Origin of the sequence: Pseudomonas sp. GM18, from assembly GCF_000282195.1 — a bacterium.
Taxonomy (GTDB): domain Bacteria; phylum Pseudomonadota; class Gammaproteobacteria; order Pseudomonadales; family Pseudomonadaceae; genus Aquipseudomonas.
Genome location: NZ_AKJT01000123.1, coordinates 1 through 17876 on the forward strand (window position 1 = coordinate 1; position 17876 = coordinate 17876).

Sequence of the window (17876 nt, forward strand, 5' to 3'; positions counted from 1 at the left end):
AGAAACTCGCCCAGCCGGTACGGCTGTCGAACTTGGTGTCGGAAGAAAACAACGACAGATCGCAACCGGCGCAGGCAAAAACGCCCTTGCGGTGCTCGTTGTTCAGCGGGCTGCTATAGGCCCGTTCAGTGCCCTCTTCGCGCAGTATTTCGTACTGTTCGGCGCTGAGCAGGGCGCGCCATTCGCTGTCGCTGTGAGTCACCTCGAAAACCTCCTCCGCACGGGCCTTATCGACCAGCGCGACGCTTGCGGAAAATTTTGGCAATACACCGATCACCAGGGCTGCAGCCCCTAGCCCGCCGCTCGCTACAAGAAACTGTCGCCGTGAAAACATGGCCTTCTCCAAAATTCCAGGTGCCTTGCATGGAACACAGCCTAGGCTTGAGTTGATCGCCAAATCCTCACGAGGAGTTAAATAATTCGTGATAACTCAACCTCAGGAAAACCCGCACAATGTGTTCATTGCGTCACAAAGGATTGAGCTCCATGGAACAGACCAAACGCGTCCTGGTGGTCGAGGACGACCTGCACATTGCCGACCTTATCTGCCTGCACCTGCGCGATGAGCAGTTTGAGGTAGTGCACTGCGCCGACGGCGACGAGGGCATGCGACTGCTGCAGCAAGGAAGCTGGGACGCACTGATCCTCGACCTGATGCTGCCCGGCGTCGATGGCCTGGAAATCTGCCGCCGCGCCCGGGCCATGGCCCGCTACACCCCGATCATCATCACCAGTGCGCGCTCCAGCGAAGTGCATCGGATTCTGGGGCTGGAGCTGGGCGCCGACGATTACCTGGCCAAACCCTTTTCCATGCTCGAGCTGGTGGCACGGGTCAAGGCACTGCTGCGACGGGTCGACGCCATGGCCCGTAATCTGAAAATGGATGCCGGCAGTCTGACCAGCGATGGCCTGTCCATCGACCCGATCACCCGTGAAGTCTCCCTCGACGGCCGGCGTCTTGACCTCACGCCACGGGAATTCGACCTGCTGTACTTCTTTGTCCGTCAGCCCGGCAAAGTCTTCTCACGCATGGACCTGCTCAATGCGGTATGGGGCTACAGTCACGAAGGCTACGAACATACGGTCAACACCCACATCAACCGCTTGCGGGCGAAAATCGAGGCCGATCCGGCGCAACCGGCGCGCATCCTCACGGTGTGGGGCCGTGGCTACAAATTCGCAGCAAGCGGAGAGCAGCCATGAGGCTGACCCTGACTCAACGCCTGTCCCTGGTGTTCGCCGTGCTGTTGCTGGTGTGCTGCGGCACCTCGGCATGGATGCAGGTGCGCTCCAGTCAGATGCATGAACTGGAAGTGGTGCAAGGCTTGTCGCGGGATCTGGCGCAACACATTGCCCATGACACCGTACTGATGGACCGCAACGGCCCGATGCCCAATGCCGTGCGCGGACTGTTCAGTCAGCTGATGCTGGTCAATCCCAGTGTCGAGGTCTATCTGCTGGATACCGGGGGCCGAATTGTCGGCAGCGCTGCGCCCGAGGGGCGGATACGCCGGGAGCAAGTCGATCTGGCGCCGATCCAGCGTTTGCTCAAGGGCGAGGCATTGCCGATTCTCGGCGACGATCCGCGCAGCGTCGATGGTCGCAAGGTGTTCAGCGCCGCACCTTTGCGGGTCAATGGTCAGCCGGCCGGTTACCTTTACGTGGTGTTACTCAGCGAAGAGCACGACCGCTTCGCCGAACGCGGCGCCACCAGCGCGGCGCTCAATACTGCTTTGTTGTCCATCGGGCTGGTGGCGTTGCTGTGCCTGATTGCCGGCCTCACGGCATTTGCCCTGATCACCCGGCCATTGCGTCGTTTGACCGAGAAAGTCAGTCAGTTTGATATCAACGGTGTTCCGACCGCTTCGCCCGAACCTGAGCCGGAGCCGATAGAAAAGGCCGCCAGCCACGATGAAATAGCCGTACTCGACGCAGCCTTCCGGCAGATGCAAGCACGCCTCGGTGAACAATGGCGCTCGCTGACCCGTCAGGATCAGGAGCGTCGCGAACTGGTGGCCAACATCTCTCACGACCTGCGCACACCGCTGGCCTCGCTGCACGGTTACCTGGAAACCCTGTCGCTCAAGGACGCCACTTTGTCCCCCGCCGATCGTCGCCGTTATCTGGGAATCGCCCTGGATCAGAGCCGCAAGGTCGGCGGCCTGGCGCAATCACTGCTGGAACTGGTGCGACTGGAACACGGTTTTGTGCAACCGGTGCTGGAGCGCTTCTCCCTGACCGATCTGGTGCAGGACATTTTTCAGAAATTCGAACTCAGCGCCGAAGCGCGCCAGATTGAACTCAAGGCCACCTTCGCCCCTAACGTCGCCGTGGCCTGCGCCGACCTGGGGCTGATCGAGCGGGTGCTGACCAACCTGTTCGATAACGCCCTGCGCCACACTCCCCAAGGGGGAGAAATCGAACTCAGTCTCCGTCCTCAAGGGGCTTTTATCGAAGTGACCGTCAGCGACACCGGCCCTGGCATCGACCCCGAATTGCGCGAAGGTCTGTTCCTGCGTCCGTTCAACATTGGTGGCGCACGGCGCGATGGCGGGCTGGGATTGCGGATCGTGCACCGGATCCTGCAATTGCACGGTCGTGAGATCGAGCTGATCGAAGTGCCGGGACGCGGCGCGACATTTCGCTTCTCCTTACCGGTGGATGAGCAAACGGCAGAGCAATGGGTGGTTCGGTCCAAATCCTCCCACCAAAAATACTGACCAGCCACCTGTTCATCCGTGACAACGCAGCGCTGGTCCAATAGATTAGGCGGCCTGAAAAGGCCCCGTGCTTTCTCGCCTCAATCCAAGTTAAAGAAGTAGTGAAATTTCAATGTCCGATTCCAATACCGCTGAATCCGTAGTCACCTTGTCGTCCAAAGCGGAATACGAAAACTCCATCAATCTTTCACAACACGTGCCCCAGGCCAAGACCATCAGCGAGATGGTTCTGGACGCTTTTCAATCCACCCGGGAAAGCGACCAGATCCGCGAACTGCGCGCTGCGATTCGCCAGGCTCACGACAGCTTCGATGACGATAAAGCCTACGAATTGATGGGCGAACTCAAGCAATTGAAAGACGCCGAAGCGGCCGACATTGCCGCCCTGGAAGACCTGAGCAGCAAATTCCCGATCAGCCGCATTCTGTCCAGCTTCAAGGACGACCCGGCGTTCCAGGAAATCGTTTATGGCCTGGCGCTGAAAGTGCTGAACCAGACTCACCAGGCCATCAGCAACCCGAGCAGCGGCAAGAGCAAAGCGGCTCGCGCCAAGAAAGAAGTCGAAGTGTTCACCATCAGCAAGGACGGCATCAGCGTCACCCTGCCCCTGCGCACCCCGCGCTCGCGCCTGAACGTTGACCGTGAAGCGCTGGAGTTCCTGGGCTTCACTTTCGTTGGCGAAGGCGAAGAAGCGGAACTGGAAAGCGAAACGTTCCTGGACAATGCCGGGGCCGAACAAGCGGTCAACCGCAAGAACATCATCACCGCGCTTCAGCAACAAACCGCGTTCGACGGCTACAGCATCGCCGCGCAGTAACGCTAACGCTGCACACAAAAATCCCCGCCATCAGAGCGGGGATTTTTATTGCCTGTACGCCAATCGTAATTAAACGAAAAAGCCCCGCCATTCTCTCGAAAGGCGGGGCTTTTCTTTACAGCATCCGACGCTTAAGGCGCGTACGTCAGCAACAACTCGCTCGGCACTTTGAAGTCCAAAGACATCATCACGCTCAAGGCAGTAATGGTGAAGATCGAGAACACGAACAGCTTGCGTGCCCAGACCGTGTCATCCACTGCCTTGTAACCGGTCCAGGCCATGTACAGCCAGTACATGCCCATGGCCGCGGCGACGGCGAGGTAGCTCATGCCGGCGTAGCCGCTGAAGGTCAGCATCAAGGTCGCCACGAGGAAGGCCAGGATGTAGAGCAGGATGTGTTTCTTGGCCACTTCAATGCCGCGCTTCACCGGCAGCACCGGAATCGATGCGGCCAGGTAATCGTTGAAGCGGAAGATTGCGATGGCGTAGGAATGCGGCATCTGCCACAGGCTGAACATCACCAACAACGTCAGAGCGGCCATGTCGAAGTTATTGCTGACTGCAACGTAACCGATCACCGGCGGCATCGCCCCCGACAGACTGCCCACCAGCGTGCCGTGAACCGACTTGCGCTTGAGGTACAGGCTGTAGAAGCCGACGTAGATGACAAAACCGATCACCGCGAACAGCGCGGCCAACGGGTTGGCCACCTTGTACAGCAACGCAACGCCGGCAACACCCAAGACGGTCGCATAAGCCAGGGCCAGTTTCAGGGAGATCAAGCCCTGGACCAGCACCCGGTTCTTGGTGCGTTCCATCTTCAGGTCGATATCGCGGTCGATGCAGTTGTTGAACACGCAACCGGAAGCCACGACCAGGGACGTGCCGATCATCGCGGCCAGGAAAATGGCCAGATCGACATGCCCTTTGGAGGCCAGGAAAAATCCGCCTGCCACAGAAAGCACGTTACCGAAAATGATCCCCGGTTTGGTGATTTGGATAAAGTGCTTAAAGGACATCCGGACTTACCTCACTTCGCCATCATGTTGGTGTGGATGCTGAACATGATCCACAGCGACAGGCCAACCAGCAGGACAATCACGATCGCGGCGAAAACAAACGCAATCACGTTGTTACGCTGCGCGGCCGAACGGTCGAGGTGGAGGAAGTACACCAGGTGCACCAGCACCTGGATAACGGCGAAAGCCAGTACGATCCACAGAGTCAGCGACTTCGGCAGCGACGGGTACATCACCAGACCGAACGGGATCAGGGTCAGGATTACCGACAGGACGAAGCCAATGACGTAGGACTTGACGCTGCCGTGACCGGCGTCGTCATGAGAGTGCGCGTTAGCCATTTACATAGTCCCCATCAGATAAACAACGGTGAATACGCAGATCCACACCACGTCCAGGAAGTGCCAGAACAGGCTCAGGCAGCTCAGACGGGTCTTGTTGGTCGCCGTCAGGCCTTTTTTCTGCACCTGGTACATCATGATCGCCATCCAGATCAGACCGCTGGTCACGTGCAGACCGTGGGTGCCGACCAGGGTGAAGAACCCGGACAGGAAGCCCGAACGGTTAGGGCCATAGCCCTCGGAGATCAGCATGTGGAACTCGTTGATCTCCATGCCGATGAAGCCGGCACCGAACAGGAAGGTCAGGGCCAGCCAGCCCAGGACCTGCTTCTTGTTGCCACGGAAGAACGCCAGCATGGCGAAGCCGTAGGTGATCGAACTGAACAGCAGCAGAGCGGTTTCGCCCAGTACGTATGGCAGTTCGAAGATGTCGTGGCCCGACGGGCCACCCGCTACGTTGTTAACCAGTACCGCGTACGCTGCGAAGATCGACGCAAACAGAATGCAGTCGGTCATCAGGTAGAGCCAGAAACCGAATACGGTCATCTCGCCCGAGTCGTGGTGATGGTCATCATGCCCATGTCCATCGACATGGGTGTGTCCAGCATTGGTCACTAAGTTCGACATGGTTTAAGCCTGTTCCAACGAGGTTTCAACACGGGTGGCGGTGGCTGGGACTTTCCCGGCTGCTACCAGACGCTTGTGCTGCTCGGCTTCGATGCGCTCGATCACGTCGACCGGCACGTAGTAGCCTTGATCATCACGGGCCGCGTGGATCGCGAAGTAGATCACGGTGCCTGCCAGGCCGGCGATTGCCAGCCACCAGATATGCCAGATCATCGCGAAACCGAATACGGTCAACAGTGCGCCCATGACCACACCGGTCGCGGTGTTGTTCGGCATGTGGATCGGCTCGTACTTGGCCGGAGCCTTGTACGCGGTGCCGTTTTCCTTGGCTTCGGTGAACGGATCGACAACGTCGGCTTTCGGCAGCACGGCGAAGTTGTAGAACGGAGGTGGCGAGGAGGTCGACCATTCCAGGGTGTGTGCATTCCACGGGTCGCCGTGTTCGCACATGTTTTCCGGCTTGTTGCGGTCACGCACGCTGACGTACAGCTGGATCAGCTGGCAGGCGATACCGACTGCGATCATCACCGCACCGAACATGGCAACGTACAGGTACGGTACCCACTCAGGGTTGGTGGTGGCGTTCAGACGACGGGTCATGCCCATGAAGCCCAGTACATAGAGCGGCATGAACGCGACGAAGAAGCCGGAGATCCAGAACCAGAATGCAGCCTTGCCCCAGCCTTCGTGCAGCTTGAAGCCGAACGCTTTCGGGAAGTAGAAGCCGAAACCTGCGATGTAACCGAATACCGCGCCGCCGATGATCACGTTATGGAAGTGTGCGATCACGAACAGGCTGTTGTGCAGAACGAAGTCGGCACCCGGGATGGCCAGCAGTACGCCGGTCATGCCGCCGATGGCGAAGGTCACCATGAAGCCCAGAGTCCACATCACCTGGCTGGTGAAGCGCAGACGGCCCTGGTAGATGGTGAACAGCCAGTTGAACAGTTTCACACCCGTCGGGATCGAAATCAGCATCGTCGCCAGACCGAAGAAGGCGTTGACGCTGGCACCCGAACCCATGGTGAAGAAGTGGTGCAGCCAAACCATGAAGCCCAGGATCGAGATCGCGCCCGAAGCGTAGATCATCGAATGGTGGCCGAACAGCTTCTTGCCGGTGAAGGTCGAGATGACTTCGGAGAAGATCCCGAACGCCGGCAGAATCAGGATGTAAACCTCGGGGTGACCCCAGGCCCAGAACAGGTTGACGTACATCATCGGATTGCCACCAAGTTCATTGGTGAAAATGTGGAAATCCATGTAACGGTCAAGCGTCAGCAACGCCAGGGTAGCGGTCAGGATCGGGAACGAAGCCACGATCAGGACGTTGGCCCAGGTGCAGGTCCAGGTGAAGATCGGCATGTCCATCAGCTTCATGCCAGGGGTACGCATTTTCAGCACGGTGGCCAGGAAGTTGACCCCCGTCAGCGTCGTACCTAACCCGGATAGCTGCAGCGCCCAGATGTAGTAATCCATCCCCACGCCCGGGCTGTATTGCAGGCCCGACAGTGGCGGATAGGCAACCCAACCGGTCTTGGCGAATTCGCCAACGCCCAGGGACAGGTTGATCAGCACCACGCCGGAAACCAGCAGCCAGAAGCTCAGGGAGTTCAGGAACGGGTAGGCAACGTCACGCGCGCCGATCTGCAGCGGCACTGCAAGGTTCATCAGGCCGGTGAAGAATGGCATCGCCATGAAGATGATCATGATCACACCGTGGGCGGTGAAGATCTGGTCATAGTGTTCAGGTGGCAGGTAGCCAGGCGAACCCTCGGTGGCCATGGCCAACTGGGTACGCATCATGATGGCGTCGGCAAAACCACGCAGCAGCATGACCATGGCGACGACGATGTACATCACACCGATTTTCTTGTGGTCGACCGAGGTCAACCACTCGGTCCACAAATAGGTCCACTTCTTGAAGTAGGTGATTGCAGCGAACAGTGCCAGACCGCCGAGCGCGATCATGGCGATGGTCACCATTACGATCGGTTCGTGGAACGGGACCGCTTCCCAACTTAATTTACCAAACATCGTTTACTCCTCTGCCCCGGCAGCTGAATGCGAACTCATGTCCATTCCTTCCATGGCGGCCACTTCGTGCTCTTTCTTCTCGTGGTGCACTGGCTTGCCCGGTTTCATACCTTCGTACTTGTCGACGATGATCTGGAACAGGTTCGGCGTGACCGAGGAGTAAAGCTCGACTGGGTTGTTCTGGCTCTGCTTGGACAGGGCTGCGTATTCAGCTTGTTCAAGCTGTTTAGGTGCCTTTTTGACTTCGCTTACCCAGGCGTCGAAATCTTCCTGAGAAGTGGCGATAGCTTTGAATTTCATGCCGGTGAAACCCGCGCCGCTGTAGTTGGCGGAGATACCGTCCATTTCAGCGTTCTGGTTGGCGATCAGGTGCAGTTTGGTCTGCATGCCCGCCATCGCGTAGATCTGACCGCCCAGAGCAGGGATGAAGAACGAGTTCATCACGGCGTCGGAAGTGATCTTGAAGTTGATCGGGGTGTGCGCCGGGAACACGATCTTGTTGACCGTGGCGATGCCTTGTTCCGGGTAGATGAACAGCCACTTCCAGTCCAGCGCGACCACTTCAATGGTGACCGGCTTGACGTCGGATTCCAGCGGCTTGTAAGGATCCAGCGCGTGGGTCGACTTGTAGGTGACGTAACCCAGGGCAATGATGATCAGTACCGGAATAGTCCACACCGCGATTTCGATCTTGGTGGAGTGGGACCATTTTGGCGTGTAGACGGCGTCCTTGTTGGAAGCGCGGTATTTCCAGGCGAACAGGAACGTCATGACGATGACCGGCACGACGACCAACAGCATCAGCAGCGTTGCGGTGATGATCAGGTTTCGCTCATCCAGGCCGACCTGGCCCTTGGGATCGAGCAAGGTCATGTTGCAGCCTCCCAGCAACAACGTGCCGAGCAGCGGCAATAAGCCTAGTAGTCTGGGGTACCTGTTTTTACTCATCTCACGACCTCTAAAGCAGCTTGCGCAATGCAGTTGGGTTTTGATCGCCAACACTTCACCCTGCCAAGGGTTGGCATTTTTCTTGGATTGAATAAGGGCCTGCCCGTCGCGCGTCAGACGCTGTTCGACAATTGCTGGGCCTGCGTTAAGTTCTTATTCGAATTCGTGGTCAAGGGCCTTGTTACAGACCAATTCCATTTGGTGCGGATCGTCGGAAGGCACCGACAAATGGGGGTCGCATGAAGCCATCAGGCCTCTCGACACCCTACTTCTGCTCATGCACCTGAGTTGGGGCGAGCAGTGCCGGGAATTCAGTGCGGGCGATTGTAGATATGTAGCGATTCATAAACCATGTCTCATCCCGAAATAATTTTTATCCGTTCCAGCAACAATCATTCACGGTTTTTGCAAAAGTGGGCCATGGTATCGAAATTAATTCTCAACAAAAACACCAAAAAATGTAGGTCTACCGCGCGCAGTTCAGACAGCTTCCAGGGCCCGGCGCTCGTCTCCGACTCTGCTCTACCCCCTATGTGACAAGGGCTTTAGCAATTCGCTAGCCCCTGTTAAAACTGCCTGTTCCGGCTGATTGGCACGGCAAGAGGCAGTGGCCTTCGAAGCCCGTTTTGGGTGCCTGGAGGTGCCCCAATTCAACGTTTTGAAATGACTTGCGACACTCAAGCTGTGACAACATGTCGCACACGTGTCACACCCTTCGTTGCTGCGTATCACAGTCCTTTTACCTGACCTCTGAACACGCAAAACGCCCCGGCCTCCCAACGAGGATCGGGGCGTTTTTTGTTTCGCGTAACGGTGTGGCGGACGGCCTCAGCGCAGTGCTTTGCGGTTACGCGTAGTGAGCAGCGGCACCAGCACCACGACCAGCACGAACGCCGTCAGCGCCCACTGCGCCAGGGACAAACCGAGGATCGGCGGGTATGGCGTGGAGCAGAAACCGTCGACCTGGAAGCCCAGGGGGAAGATCTTCGCCAACGGCAAACCGTCGACGATCGGTTGCAGCACATCGATGCCGCAGCTGACTTCCGGGTACAGCTGGGTATAGACGTGATGCCCGGCCACCCCGGCGCCCGCGATGGCGCAGATCACCACCAACACTTCGAACAGCGTGATGCTGCGGCGGGTGCGCATCGCCGCGCCGATAAACGCGAAGAGCGCGATCAGCAACAATGCGTAGCGCTGCAAGATGCACAGCGGGCACGGTGCTTCGCCCAGCACCACTTGCATGTACAGCGCGCCACCGATCAGCGCCAGGCAGATGATGCCCAGCAGCACCAGGTAGCGCCGTTCACGTCCCAACCGCATTGTTTCCTCGCTCATCGCGTTTCCCTTCTGTGTCCGTGGATCAGCTCGCCGGCGGCTGCGCTTGCAGCTGCTGCATCAGGCTGATGTTGTCTTCGATATGCCAATTGGCCGCGATGCGACCGTTGTCGACCTGATAGATATCGGTTGCCCGGAAGTCTACACGCTGGCCCTGACCTTTGAGAGCCTTGAACGGGCCGGTGAAGTGCCCGCGAAAGTGCAGATGCACCACCACCCGATCACCGGCGATGATCATTTGCTCGATCTCGCAGCTCAGGTCCGGCACCGCCGTGCGAAAGAACTTCGACGCCAGTAGCGGCCCGGTCGGCCCCTGAACCCGGCCTTCGGGCGGGGTCTTGTCGACGAACTGCTCCGACAAGGCCGCCTTGGCCAACGCCTCCTCCCCGGTATTCCAGAAGCTGCCGTAACGCCGGGCGGCCAATTCCATGGAATCGCGCTGCGCCTTGGGCAAGCTCTGATCGACGATCAGGCTCTGCGGCTGGAGCAAGGCCGGTTCGGCAGAAGCAAACGGACTCGCCAGCAGCGCAGCGGTCAGGCTGAGGCCGACCAGGGTAGAACGGCGGGAGAAAGTGATGTGAGTCATGGGGCGATCCTGATCATGTAAACGAACGAGCGCCTATCATCAGCATCGGGAAATAAACGATAAACCGGTTAAGAACGGATTAACCTTTAAGCGTTTTTTACGAATCGGGACCGTGGTGCGGCTTGCCCGCGATGAAGGCGACTCGGTCTCCCTAGTCGCCGCAACTGCTTACTCCAACGCCGCAGCCGGCCCGAAGAACTCGTAACGGCTTTGTTTCTCCGGTACGCCCAAGGCCTTGAGGTGACGCTTGATCGCCGCCATGAAGCCTTTAGGCCCCAAAAAGTAAGCATCCACATCGCGCTGCTGCGGCAACCACTCGCCGAGTTGCTCCTGGCTCAGCAGGCCAACCTTGTCTGCCGCCGGGCTGACGCCATCGTCTTCGGCGTAGCAATAGAAACGCTTGAGCTGCGGATGACGCTCGGCCAGCCCGTCGATCCAGTCGCGGAAGGCATGCACGCTGCCGTTGCGCGCGCAGTGGATAAAGTGCACTGGCCGCTCGGTCGCCAGCGCCGCTTCGAGCATCGCCAGTGTCGGGGTGATGCCGACACCGCCACTGATCAGCACCAGCGGTTTGTCGCTGGCGGTCAGGGTGAAGTCGCCCGCTGGCGGGAACAGCATGATGCTCGCGCCGACGTGCAATTGATCGTGCAAATGGTTGGAGGCGCGGCCACCGGTTTCGCGCTTGACGCTGATGCGGTACTGGCCCTTGTTGGCCAGCGCCGACAGCGAATAGTTACGCCGGATTTCTTCGCCGTCGAGGATCAGTTTCATGCCGATGTACTGGCCGGGCTCGGCCGCGAGAATCGGCCCTTTGTCTGCCGGTTCGAAGTAGAACGAAGTGATTTCCGCGCTTTCCTCGACCTTGGCCGCCACGATGAATTCCCGCGCGCCGCGCCAGCCGCCCGGTGCCTGGGCTTTCTGGTCGTAAATGCTGGCTTCAGCACCGATCAGGATTTCGGCCAATTGGTTGTAGGCCGCGCCCCAGGCACTTATCACTTCAGGCGTGGCAATTTCGTCGCCCAGCACTTCAGAGATTGCCCGCAACAGGCAGCTGCCCACGATCGGGTAATGTTCCGGGAGGATTTGCAGGGCCACGTGCTTGTTGATGATCTTGGCCACCAGATCGCCCAACTGATCGAGCTGGTCGATGTGCCGCGCGTACATCAATACACCGTTGGCCAAGGCGCGAGGCTGATCGCCGCTGGCCTGGTGGGCCTGGTTGAACAGCGGGCGGACTTCCGGGTATTCGGAGAGCATCATGCGGTAGAAGTGAGTGATCAACGCCTCGCCACCGCTTTCCAGCAACGGCACGGTGGATTTGACGATGGCACGGTCTTGGACGCTAAGCATAAGAGCAACTCCTGGGCTTTATATGAGTAACCTTTGCTTATCAGTTTCCATGCCAACAATTAAAACCTTAAAAATCAAACAGTTAAAAACAAAGTAGTCATATCGACACACATCGTTTTATAGTCATAGCGACTACACGGAGTCATTATGACTGCAAAACTACTACTCACGACCCTGCTGCCCCTGGTCTCCGACCTGTCCCGCGAGTTGCCCGAAGGCGAGCGCTATCGGCGCCTGCTCGAAGCCATGCGCGCCCTGCTCCCTTGCGACGCCGCCGCCCTGCTGCGACTCGACGGCGAATGGCTGGTGCCGCTGGCCGTGGACGGGTTGAGCACCGACACCCTCGGCCGACGCTTCAAGGTCAGCGAACACCCGCGCTTCGAAGTGCTGCTCAGCAGCCCCGGCCCGACCCGCTTCGCCGCCGACAGCGACTTGCCCGATCCTTATGACGGCCTGGTCGATGGCCTGCACGAGCACCTGGAAGTCCACGACTGCATGGGCTGTCCGCTGTTTATCGACGAGCGTCCGTGGGGTTTGCTGACCCTCGACGCCCTCGCCCCTGAACGTTTCGAACCAATCGAACTGGACGCCCTGCAAGCCTTCGCCAGCCTCGCCGCTGCCACGGTCAACGCCGCCGAGCGCATCGAGCGGCTGGCCAATCGCGCCGAAGACGAACATCAGCGCGCCGAGGTTTACCGTCAGGCCAGCGGCCAGCAGAACCGCGAAATGATCGGCCAGAGCAAGGCTTACAAACGCCTGGTGGAAGAGATCAACCTGGTGGGCGGCAGCGATCTGACGGTGCTGATCACCGGCGAAACCGGGGTCGGTAAAGAGCTGGTGGCGCAAGCCATTCACGCGGCGTCGCCCCGGGCCGACAAACCGATCATCAGCCTCAACTGCGCGGCCCTGCCAGACACGCTGGTGGAGAGCGAACTGTTCGGTCACGTGCGTGGCGCCTTCACCGGCGCGATGAACGATCGTCGTGGCAAGTTCGAACTGGCCAATGGCGGCACGTTGTTCCTCGATGAAGTGGGTGAACTGTCGCTGGCGGTGCAGGCCAAATTGCTGAGAGTGCTGCAGAGCGGGCAATTGCAGCGGCTGGGGTCGGACAAGGAACATCAGGTCGACGTGCGGCTGATCGCGGCGACCAACCGCGACTTGGCCGAAGAAGTGCGCAGCGGTCGCTACCGCGCCGACTTCTATCATCGCCTGAGCGTGTACCCGCTGCTGGTGCCCGCATTGCGCGACCGCGGTCGGGATGTGCTGCTGCTCAGCGGCTACTTCCTGGAGCAAAACCGCTCACGCATGGGCCTCAACAGCCTGCGCCTGACCAGCGATGCGCAAGCGGCCTTGTTGGCGTATGGTTGGCCGGGGAATGTGCGGGAGCTGGAGCACTTGATTGGCCGCAGCGCGTTGAAGGCGCTGGGTAATTGCACGCAACGGCCGAAGATTCTCAGCTTGAGCGCTGCGGATCTGGATTTGCCCAATGGCGGCGTTGAGCACGTGTCGGAACCCCTGGTTGCTGCGCCGGCGGCTGAGTTGGTTTCAGGGGATTTGCGTGAAGCCACCGAGCACTATCAGCGCCAACTGATCAGCGCCTGCCTGGAGCGGCACCACCACAACTGGGCCAGCGCGGCGCGGGAGTTGGGCCTGGATCGGGCGAACCTGGGGCGGATGGCCAAGCGGTTGGGCATGAAATAAGTAAAGATCGCAGCCTTGTAGCAGCTGCCGAAGGCTGCGTTCGAGGACGAAGTCCTCGCCAAACCGGTCACCGCGTTGTACCTGGATATATCGCATGCACAGGTTTTACGACCGCTTCGCAGCCGAACGCAGCCTTCGGCAGCTGCTACAAGGCTGCGTTCGAGGACGAAGTCCTCGCCAAATCGGTCACCGCGTTGTACCTGGATGTATCGCATGCACAGGTTTTACGACTGCTTCGCAGCCGAACGCAGCCTTCGGCAGCTGCTACAAAGGTCGCATTGGTCGTTATGCTGGGGAATATCCCTAAAGCCAGCCTATAACAAGTCGATAACCCGGCATCGATAGCTGTTGGCGATGCTCATAATCGCCTCACCTTTTCCACAGAAGGTTTTTATGTCTTCCAACAAAGCCCGCGCAGATTCACTTTCGCTTCTGCTGTTTACCTTGCGCAGCGGCAAGCTGATGGCGATCAACCTGCTGAAAGTCAGCGAAATCATCCCCTGCCCGCCGCTGACCAAGCTGCCGGAGTCGCATCCCCACGTCAAAGGCATCGCCACCCTGCGCGGCGCCTCGTTGTCGGTGATCGACCTGAGCCGCGCCATCGGCGAGCGACCGCTGGAAGACCCGAACGGTGGCTGCCTGATCGTCACCGACGTCAGCCGCTCCAAGCAGGGCCTGCACGTTCAGGCCGTGAGCAAGATCGTCCACTGCCTGACCACCGACATCCGCCCACCACCCTTCGGCTCCGGCGGCGTGCGCTCGTACATCACCGGAGTGACGTCGGTCGACGGCACGCTGGTGCAAGTGCTGGACATCGAAAAGGTCATCCACGGCATTGCGCCAGCGCAGATCGAAATGGCCCCGACCGAACTGAGCATGGAAGACGCCGAAGTGCTGGGCAATGCGCGGATTCTGGTGGTCGATGACAGCCAGGTCGCCCTGCAACAATCGGTGCACACCCTGCGCAACCTCGGCCTGCAATGCCACACCGCGCGCAGCGCCAAGGAAGCCATCGATTGCCTGCTGGACCTGCAAGGCACCGCCCAGCAGATCAACCTGATCGTCTCCGACATCGAAATGTCGGAGATGGACGGCTATGCCTTCACCCGCACCCTGCGCGAAACCCCGGACTTCTCGCACCTCTATGTGCTGCTGCACACCTCGCTGGACAGCGCGATGAACAGCGAGAAGGCTCGACTGGCCGGGGCCAACGGGGTGCTGACCAAGTTTTCCTCGCCGGAACTGACCAAATGCCTGATCGAGGCGGCCAGGGCCGTCGCCGAACAAGGTCACTGAGTGTTGGCCGAGGACTTTTGTTTTCTGATGCGGCGCAACCTCGCTGAGGATGTGCCGCTTTCCACTTGGCCAACTGGCATTGAGCTGACCGAGTACCGTCCAGAACTTGCCGAAGCCGTTCATCACTTGATGGAACTGGGTTATCGGGAGGGCGGCGGCCGCGTACCGGCACTAGAGGTCTGGCAGCAGCGGTTTGAAACCGATCCCGAATACGATCCGACCCTGTGCTTCATTGTCCGGGATGCCGAAGGTATTGTCGGCGTCGCCCAGTGCTGGACCAGCGCCTACATCAAGAATTTGGTGGTACACCCACGCGTTCAAGGCCTCGGCCTTGGCCGTGCGCTGCTGCTACATGCTTTCAAAGTGTTTCAACAACGCCGCGAAGGATTTGTGGATTTGAAGGTGCGGGAAGACAACCTTCGGGCGCGGGGTTTGTATGAAATTGCCGGGATGTATGTGGTCCGGCGGGAGCCGGTGCCTGTCTGACACACCGCTTTCGCGAGCAAACCATCAGGCATACTCCGACCTTGACCACTACACGCCAAGGATGCCTGCTCATGAAAGCCACCACCCTGACCTTCCTCTGCCTCACCACCCTCGCCGCCCAGGCCCACGCCTCCAGCCCCGACGCCTGGGCCGCCTTCGACAAAGCCGTGCTCGCCAGTTGCACCAAGGCCAGCGGCCTGAAAAACACCAAACCCGTCGGTAACGTCGCGCAGTTCGATGACCGGGTCGGTTATACCGCGCTCCTGCTACAAGGCCAGTACCCGCAAAAACACATGAAAGGCCAGCAAGGCACCGAGCTGTGCCTCTACAACAAGAAGAGCAAAACCGCCTACATGACCGAATGGGACTCCATCCGTCCAACGGCAAAAGCGCAATGACTGGCGCATAACTTGCTTCGGCACGGCCTTTGCGGTGGCTTTCTGTCGCCGTTTCACACCCTCACAGGTCACTGGCCGCTCAATGAATACACCGTTTTCCTGCGTAGGTTGTGGCAAATGCTGCAACGACCACCATGTTCCCCTGACACTGGCCGAAGCCCGCATGTGGGCGGCCGATGGCGGCCAGGTGATCGTGCTGGTGGAAGCCTTTCTCGCCAATGGCCTGGGCCTGCCAGCCCAACAACGCGAACACGCCGAACGCCGTTCGATGCCGGTTCGCAGCGGCGCCTGCGAGGCGCACGTGGCGATCACCTTTGCCGCCTACAACGTCGGCCCCTGCCGGAATCTTGACGAAGACAACCTCTGCCGCATCTACGAACGCCGACCGCTGGTGTGCCGCATCTATCCGATGGAAATCAACCCGCACATCCCGCTCAACCCGGCGGTAAAGGAATGCCCTCCCGAGTCGTGGGAAAAAGGCCCGGATCTGATTGTCGGCGGTGAATTGGTCGATCAGGAACTCGCGGGATTGATCCAGCGCTCCCGTCAGGCGGATCGCGATGAGATTCAGGCCAAGGATGCGATTTGCGCGCTATTGGGGATTCGGACGACAGCGCTGAAGGGCGATGGGTTTACCGCTTATCTGCCGGACATGGCCGCGTTTGCCATGGTTATCGATCAGGTGGCGCAGCAATCGCTGGCGGACTCGGGCAGGGAATGGGTATTTCATGTGTCTGGCGATGATATCGCCGGGCAAGTGCTGGCGGCCGGGGCGCAGGTGGCGACGGAAGCGCCGCTGAACTATGCGTTTATTTCGTTGCGGGCGGCCTGAGCCAGAGGGAGTGTTGCATTTAATGGCCTCATCGCGAGCAGGCTCGCGATGACGGCAGATCAGGCACCGCGCAGGTAAAAACTCAGCGTTTACCCATCGAACGACGAGTGCCGGGAGGCGCTGCGCCCGGGGTCTTGGTGTGGCCATTCTTGGCGCCATTTTTGTACCAAGGCTGGCTGGCGCCCTTCGCGGCGGCCAGATCGCCCGGTTTGAACGGAAACTTGAACGCCGGGATCGCCGCTTTGGTTTCGCTGTCGGCGCTGGAGTCGACGCTGTCGGGCAGGTCTGCCTGGTCATCGCGCAAAGCGTCGGCAACCGGCGGTTGTGTCGGGGAAGTCATGAAAGCTCCGGGTGATGCTAAAGAGTCGGGCCCGGTAGGCGAGCCGCGAAAGGCGGCAGTATACCTGTCTCGAGGGCTGCAGGCTGCAGCTGGTCAGTCGGGTTTTGTGCCGACTGACCAACCGCCATCGCAAGCCTGCTCGCGATGAACGAAAACGCGGTCTATGCCGGATCGACGTTATCCAGCGCCCGGTTCACCGCCAGCTCCGCCAGCATGATGCTCTGTTGAATCGCCAGCGCCGTGTAGCGCTGCGGGCCGGTCAGGTCGTTGGCGAAGTCGCTGGCCAGGACACTCGCTGTGGCTAACGATTCACAGGCATGGGCCAGGAGGCTTTCGGTATCCATATTCGGGGCGACGATGAACATGGTGCTGGGGCGGCGGGTTTTTTCGGTGTAGGGCGTTGGGGGATCGAGGTAGTAGTCGAGGGCACGTTTGATGGCTTCGCGGTCTTTGAGCAATTCTTCGGCGCGCGAGGCTTCGGCATTGGATGTGGTGGTGTTGACGGGTGGATCGGGTACTGGCTTGGTCATAGAGGCATTCTCATCAATTGGAGCCAGCCCTTGTCGTTTCTCACGCGACGAAGGGGTGGCAGCTATGTGCGGAGTGAGAAACCGGTAAGCCTCAGAACCCGGCCGGACCGAAGTCCGCCCGCACACAGCCGCCATAGAGCATTGCAAGCAGCGGATAAGCTGGCGGCAATTATGGTGGTACTGGTGTTGGATTAATAGGCTTACCGGGTTCTCACACCCGATCGCTGAGTTTTCAGCGACAGCCAAAGACTAGAGAGCCCGCTTCCGACGGACAACCTGAAAGATGTGTGGGAAAGGTCTGTGTTCAGGCACATCGATTAAACATTCAAAAGCGGAACGCGGAGCGCCCCTGGAGGCATTCCCACGCGGGAGCGTGGGAACGATCATGCAGGTACAGACGAAAGAGATTGGTCGGCTGTCAGGCCGCCTTCGCGGGCAAGCCCGCTCCCACAATGGAGCGGCATACACCCGCCCCTCACCACTCAACAGGTCGAGCGTTAGCTCGCCTGCCGC

Annotated in this window: 19 protein-coding genes; 8 read left to right on the forward strand and 11 right to left on the reverse strand. The window is 59.4% G+C overall.

Features of this window, described 5'->3' with window-relative positions; translation table 11 throughout:
- A partial coding sequence (locus PMI21_RS02350) for a peptide-methionine (R)-S-oxide reductase (RefSeq protein WP_007941624.1) occupies positions 1-334 on the reverse strand: 334 nt, incomplete at its 3' end.
- Positions 335-486: 152 nt separating this feature from the next.
- Here PMI21_RS02350 and PMI21_RS02345 point away from each other — a divergent pair.
- The 3 genes from PMI21_RS02345 (at position 487) to PMI21_RS02335 (ending at position 3537) form a co-directional block, all read left to right on the forward strand.
- Positions 487-1203, forward strand: a complete 717-nt coding sequence (locus tag PMI21_RS02345) for a response regulator transcription factor (RefSeq protein WP_007941625.1) — start codon at positions 487-489, stop codon at positions 1201-1203.
- Positions 1200-2720: a sensor histidine kinase gene (locus tag PMI21_RS02340; RefSeq protein WP_007941626.1), complete on the forward strand. Its 1521-nt coding sequence runs from the start codon at positions 1200-1202 to the stop codon at positions 2718-2720. The genes PMI21_RS02345 and PMI21_RS02340 overlap by 4 nt, the downstream gene beginning before the upstream one ends.
- Positions 2721-2832: 112 nt before the next feature.
- The gene (locus tag PMI21_RS02335; RefSeq protein WP_007941627.1) at positions 2833-3537 is read left to right on the forward strand and encodes a hypothetical protein; all 705 of its coding nucleotides are present in this window, start codon (positions 2833-2835) and stop codon (positions 3535-3537) included.
- 131 nt (positions 3538-3668) lie between these two features.
- Here PMI21_RS02335 and cyoE read toward each other — a convergent pair whose 3' ends face one another.
- The 8 genes from cyoE to hmpA all read right to left on the reverse strand — a co-directional run bounded on the left by cyoE (position 3669) and on the right by hmpA (position 11780).
- Entirely contained in the window at positions 3669-4556 is an 888-nt protein-coding gene (gene cyoE, locus PMI21_RS02330) for a heme o synthase (protein ID WP_007941628.1), read from the reverse strand.
- Positions 4557-4567: 11 nt separating this feature from the next.
- Entirely contained in the window at positions 4568-4897 is a 330-nt protein-coding gene (gene cyoD / locus PMI21_RS02325; protein WP_007941629.1) for a cytochrome o ubiquinol oxidase subunit IV, read from the reverse strand.
- Positions 4898-5524: a cytochrome o ubiquinol oxidase subunit III gene (locus tag PMI21_RS02320; protein WP_007941630.1), complete on the reverse strand. Its 627-nt coding sequence runs from the start codon at positions 5522-5524 to the stop codon at positions 4898-4900. It abuts the gene before it with no gap.
- Between the two features lie 3 nt (positions 5525-5527).
- The gene (gene cyoB / locus PMI21_RS02315) at positions 5528-7558 is read right to left on the reverse strand and encodes a cytochrome o ubiquinol oxidase subunit I (protein WP_007941631.1); all 2031 of its coding nucleotides are present in this window, start codon (positions 7556-7558) and stop codon (positions 5528-5530) included.
- A 3-nt stretch (positions 7559-7561) separates the two neighbouring features.
- Positions 7562-8506 (reverse strand): ubiquinol oxidase subunit II, encoded by a 945-nt coding sequence (gene cyoA, locus PMI21_RS02310; RefSeq protein WP_007941632.1) that lies wholly within the window; start codon positions 8504-8506, stop codon positions 7562-7564.
- Between the two features lie 828 nt (positions 8507-9334).
- A complete protein-coding gene (locus PMI21_RS02300; RefSeq protein ID WP_033064245.1) occupies positions 9335-9844 on the reverse strand; it encodes a disulfide bond formation protein B in 510 nt (169 codons plus the stop codon).
- Between the two features lie 25 nt (positions 9845-9869).
- Complete coding sequence (locus tag PMI21_RS02295; protein WP_007941635.1) at positions 9870-10430, reverse strand: ester cyclase; 561 nt, start codon at positions 10428-10430, stop codon at positions 9870-9872.
- A 168-nt stretch (positions 10431-10598) separates the two neighbouring features.
- Positions 10599-11780: an NO-inducible flavohemoprotein gene (gene hmpA / locus PMI21_RS02290; protein ID WP_007941636.1), complete on the reverse strand. Its 1182-nt coding sequence runs from the start codon at positions 11778-11780 to the stop codon at positions 10599-10601.
- Positions 11781-11927: 147 nt separating this feature from the next.
- Here hmpA and norR point away from each other — a divergent pair, with 147 nt between their 5' ends.
- The 5 genes from norR to PMI21_RS02265 all read left to right on the forward strand — a co-directional run bounded on the left by norR (position 11928) and on the right by PMI21_RS02265 (position 16493).
- A complete protein-coding gene (norR, locus tag PMI21_RS02285) occupies positions 11928-13481 on the forward strand; it encodes a nitric oxide reductase transcriptional regulator NorR (RefSeq protein WP_007941638.1) in 1554 nt (517 codons plus the stop codon).
- 393 nt (positions 13482-13874) lie between these two features.
- Positions 13875-14777, forward strand: coding sequence for a chemotaxis protein CheV (locus PMI21_RS02280; RefSeq protein ID WP_007941639.1), 903 nt, complete (start codon positions 13875-13877; stop codon positions 14775-14777).
- A 27-nt stretch (positions 14778-14804) separates the two neighbouring features.
- Positions 14805-15263 (forward strand): GNAT family N-acetyltransferase, encoded by a 459-nt coding sequence (locus PMI21_RS02275; RefSeq protein ID WP_033064246.1) that lies wholly within the window; start codon positions 14805-14807, stop codon positions 15261-15263.
- Positions 15264-15334: 71 nt separating this feature from the next.
- Positions 15335-15661 (forward strand): hypothetical protein, encoded by a 327-nt coding sequence (locus PMI21_RS02270; RefSeq protein WP_007941641.1) that lies wholly within the window; start codon positions 15335-15337, stop codon positions 15659-15661.
- Positions 15662-15743: 82 nt separating this feature from the next.
- Positions 15744-16493 carry a YkgJ family cysteine cluster protein gene (locus PMI21_RS02265; protein ID WP_007941642.1) on the forward strand — a complete coding sequence of 250 codons (750 nt, stop codon included), beginning with the start codon at positions 15744-15746 and terminating at the stop codon, positions 16491-16493.
- An 82-nt stretch (positions 16494-16575) separates the two neighbouring features.
- Here PMI21_RS02265 and PMI21_RS02260 read toward each other — a convergent pair whose 3' ends face one another.
- Positions 16576-16833, reverse strand: a complete 258-nt coding sequence (locus PMI21_RS02260) for a hypothetical protein (protein ID WP_007941643.1) — start codon at positions 16831-16833, stop codon at positions 16576-16578.
- Positions 16834-16994: 161 nt separating this feature from the next.
- The gene (locus tag PMI21_RS02255; RefSeq protein WP_007941644.1) at positions 16995-17363 is read right to left on the reverse strand and encodes a DUF6124 family protein; all 369 of its coding nucleotides are present in this window, start codon (positions 17361-17363) and stop codon (positions 16995-16997) included.
- Positions 17364-17876: the final 513 nt, after the last annotated feature.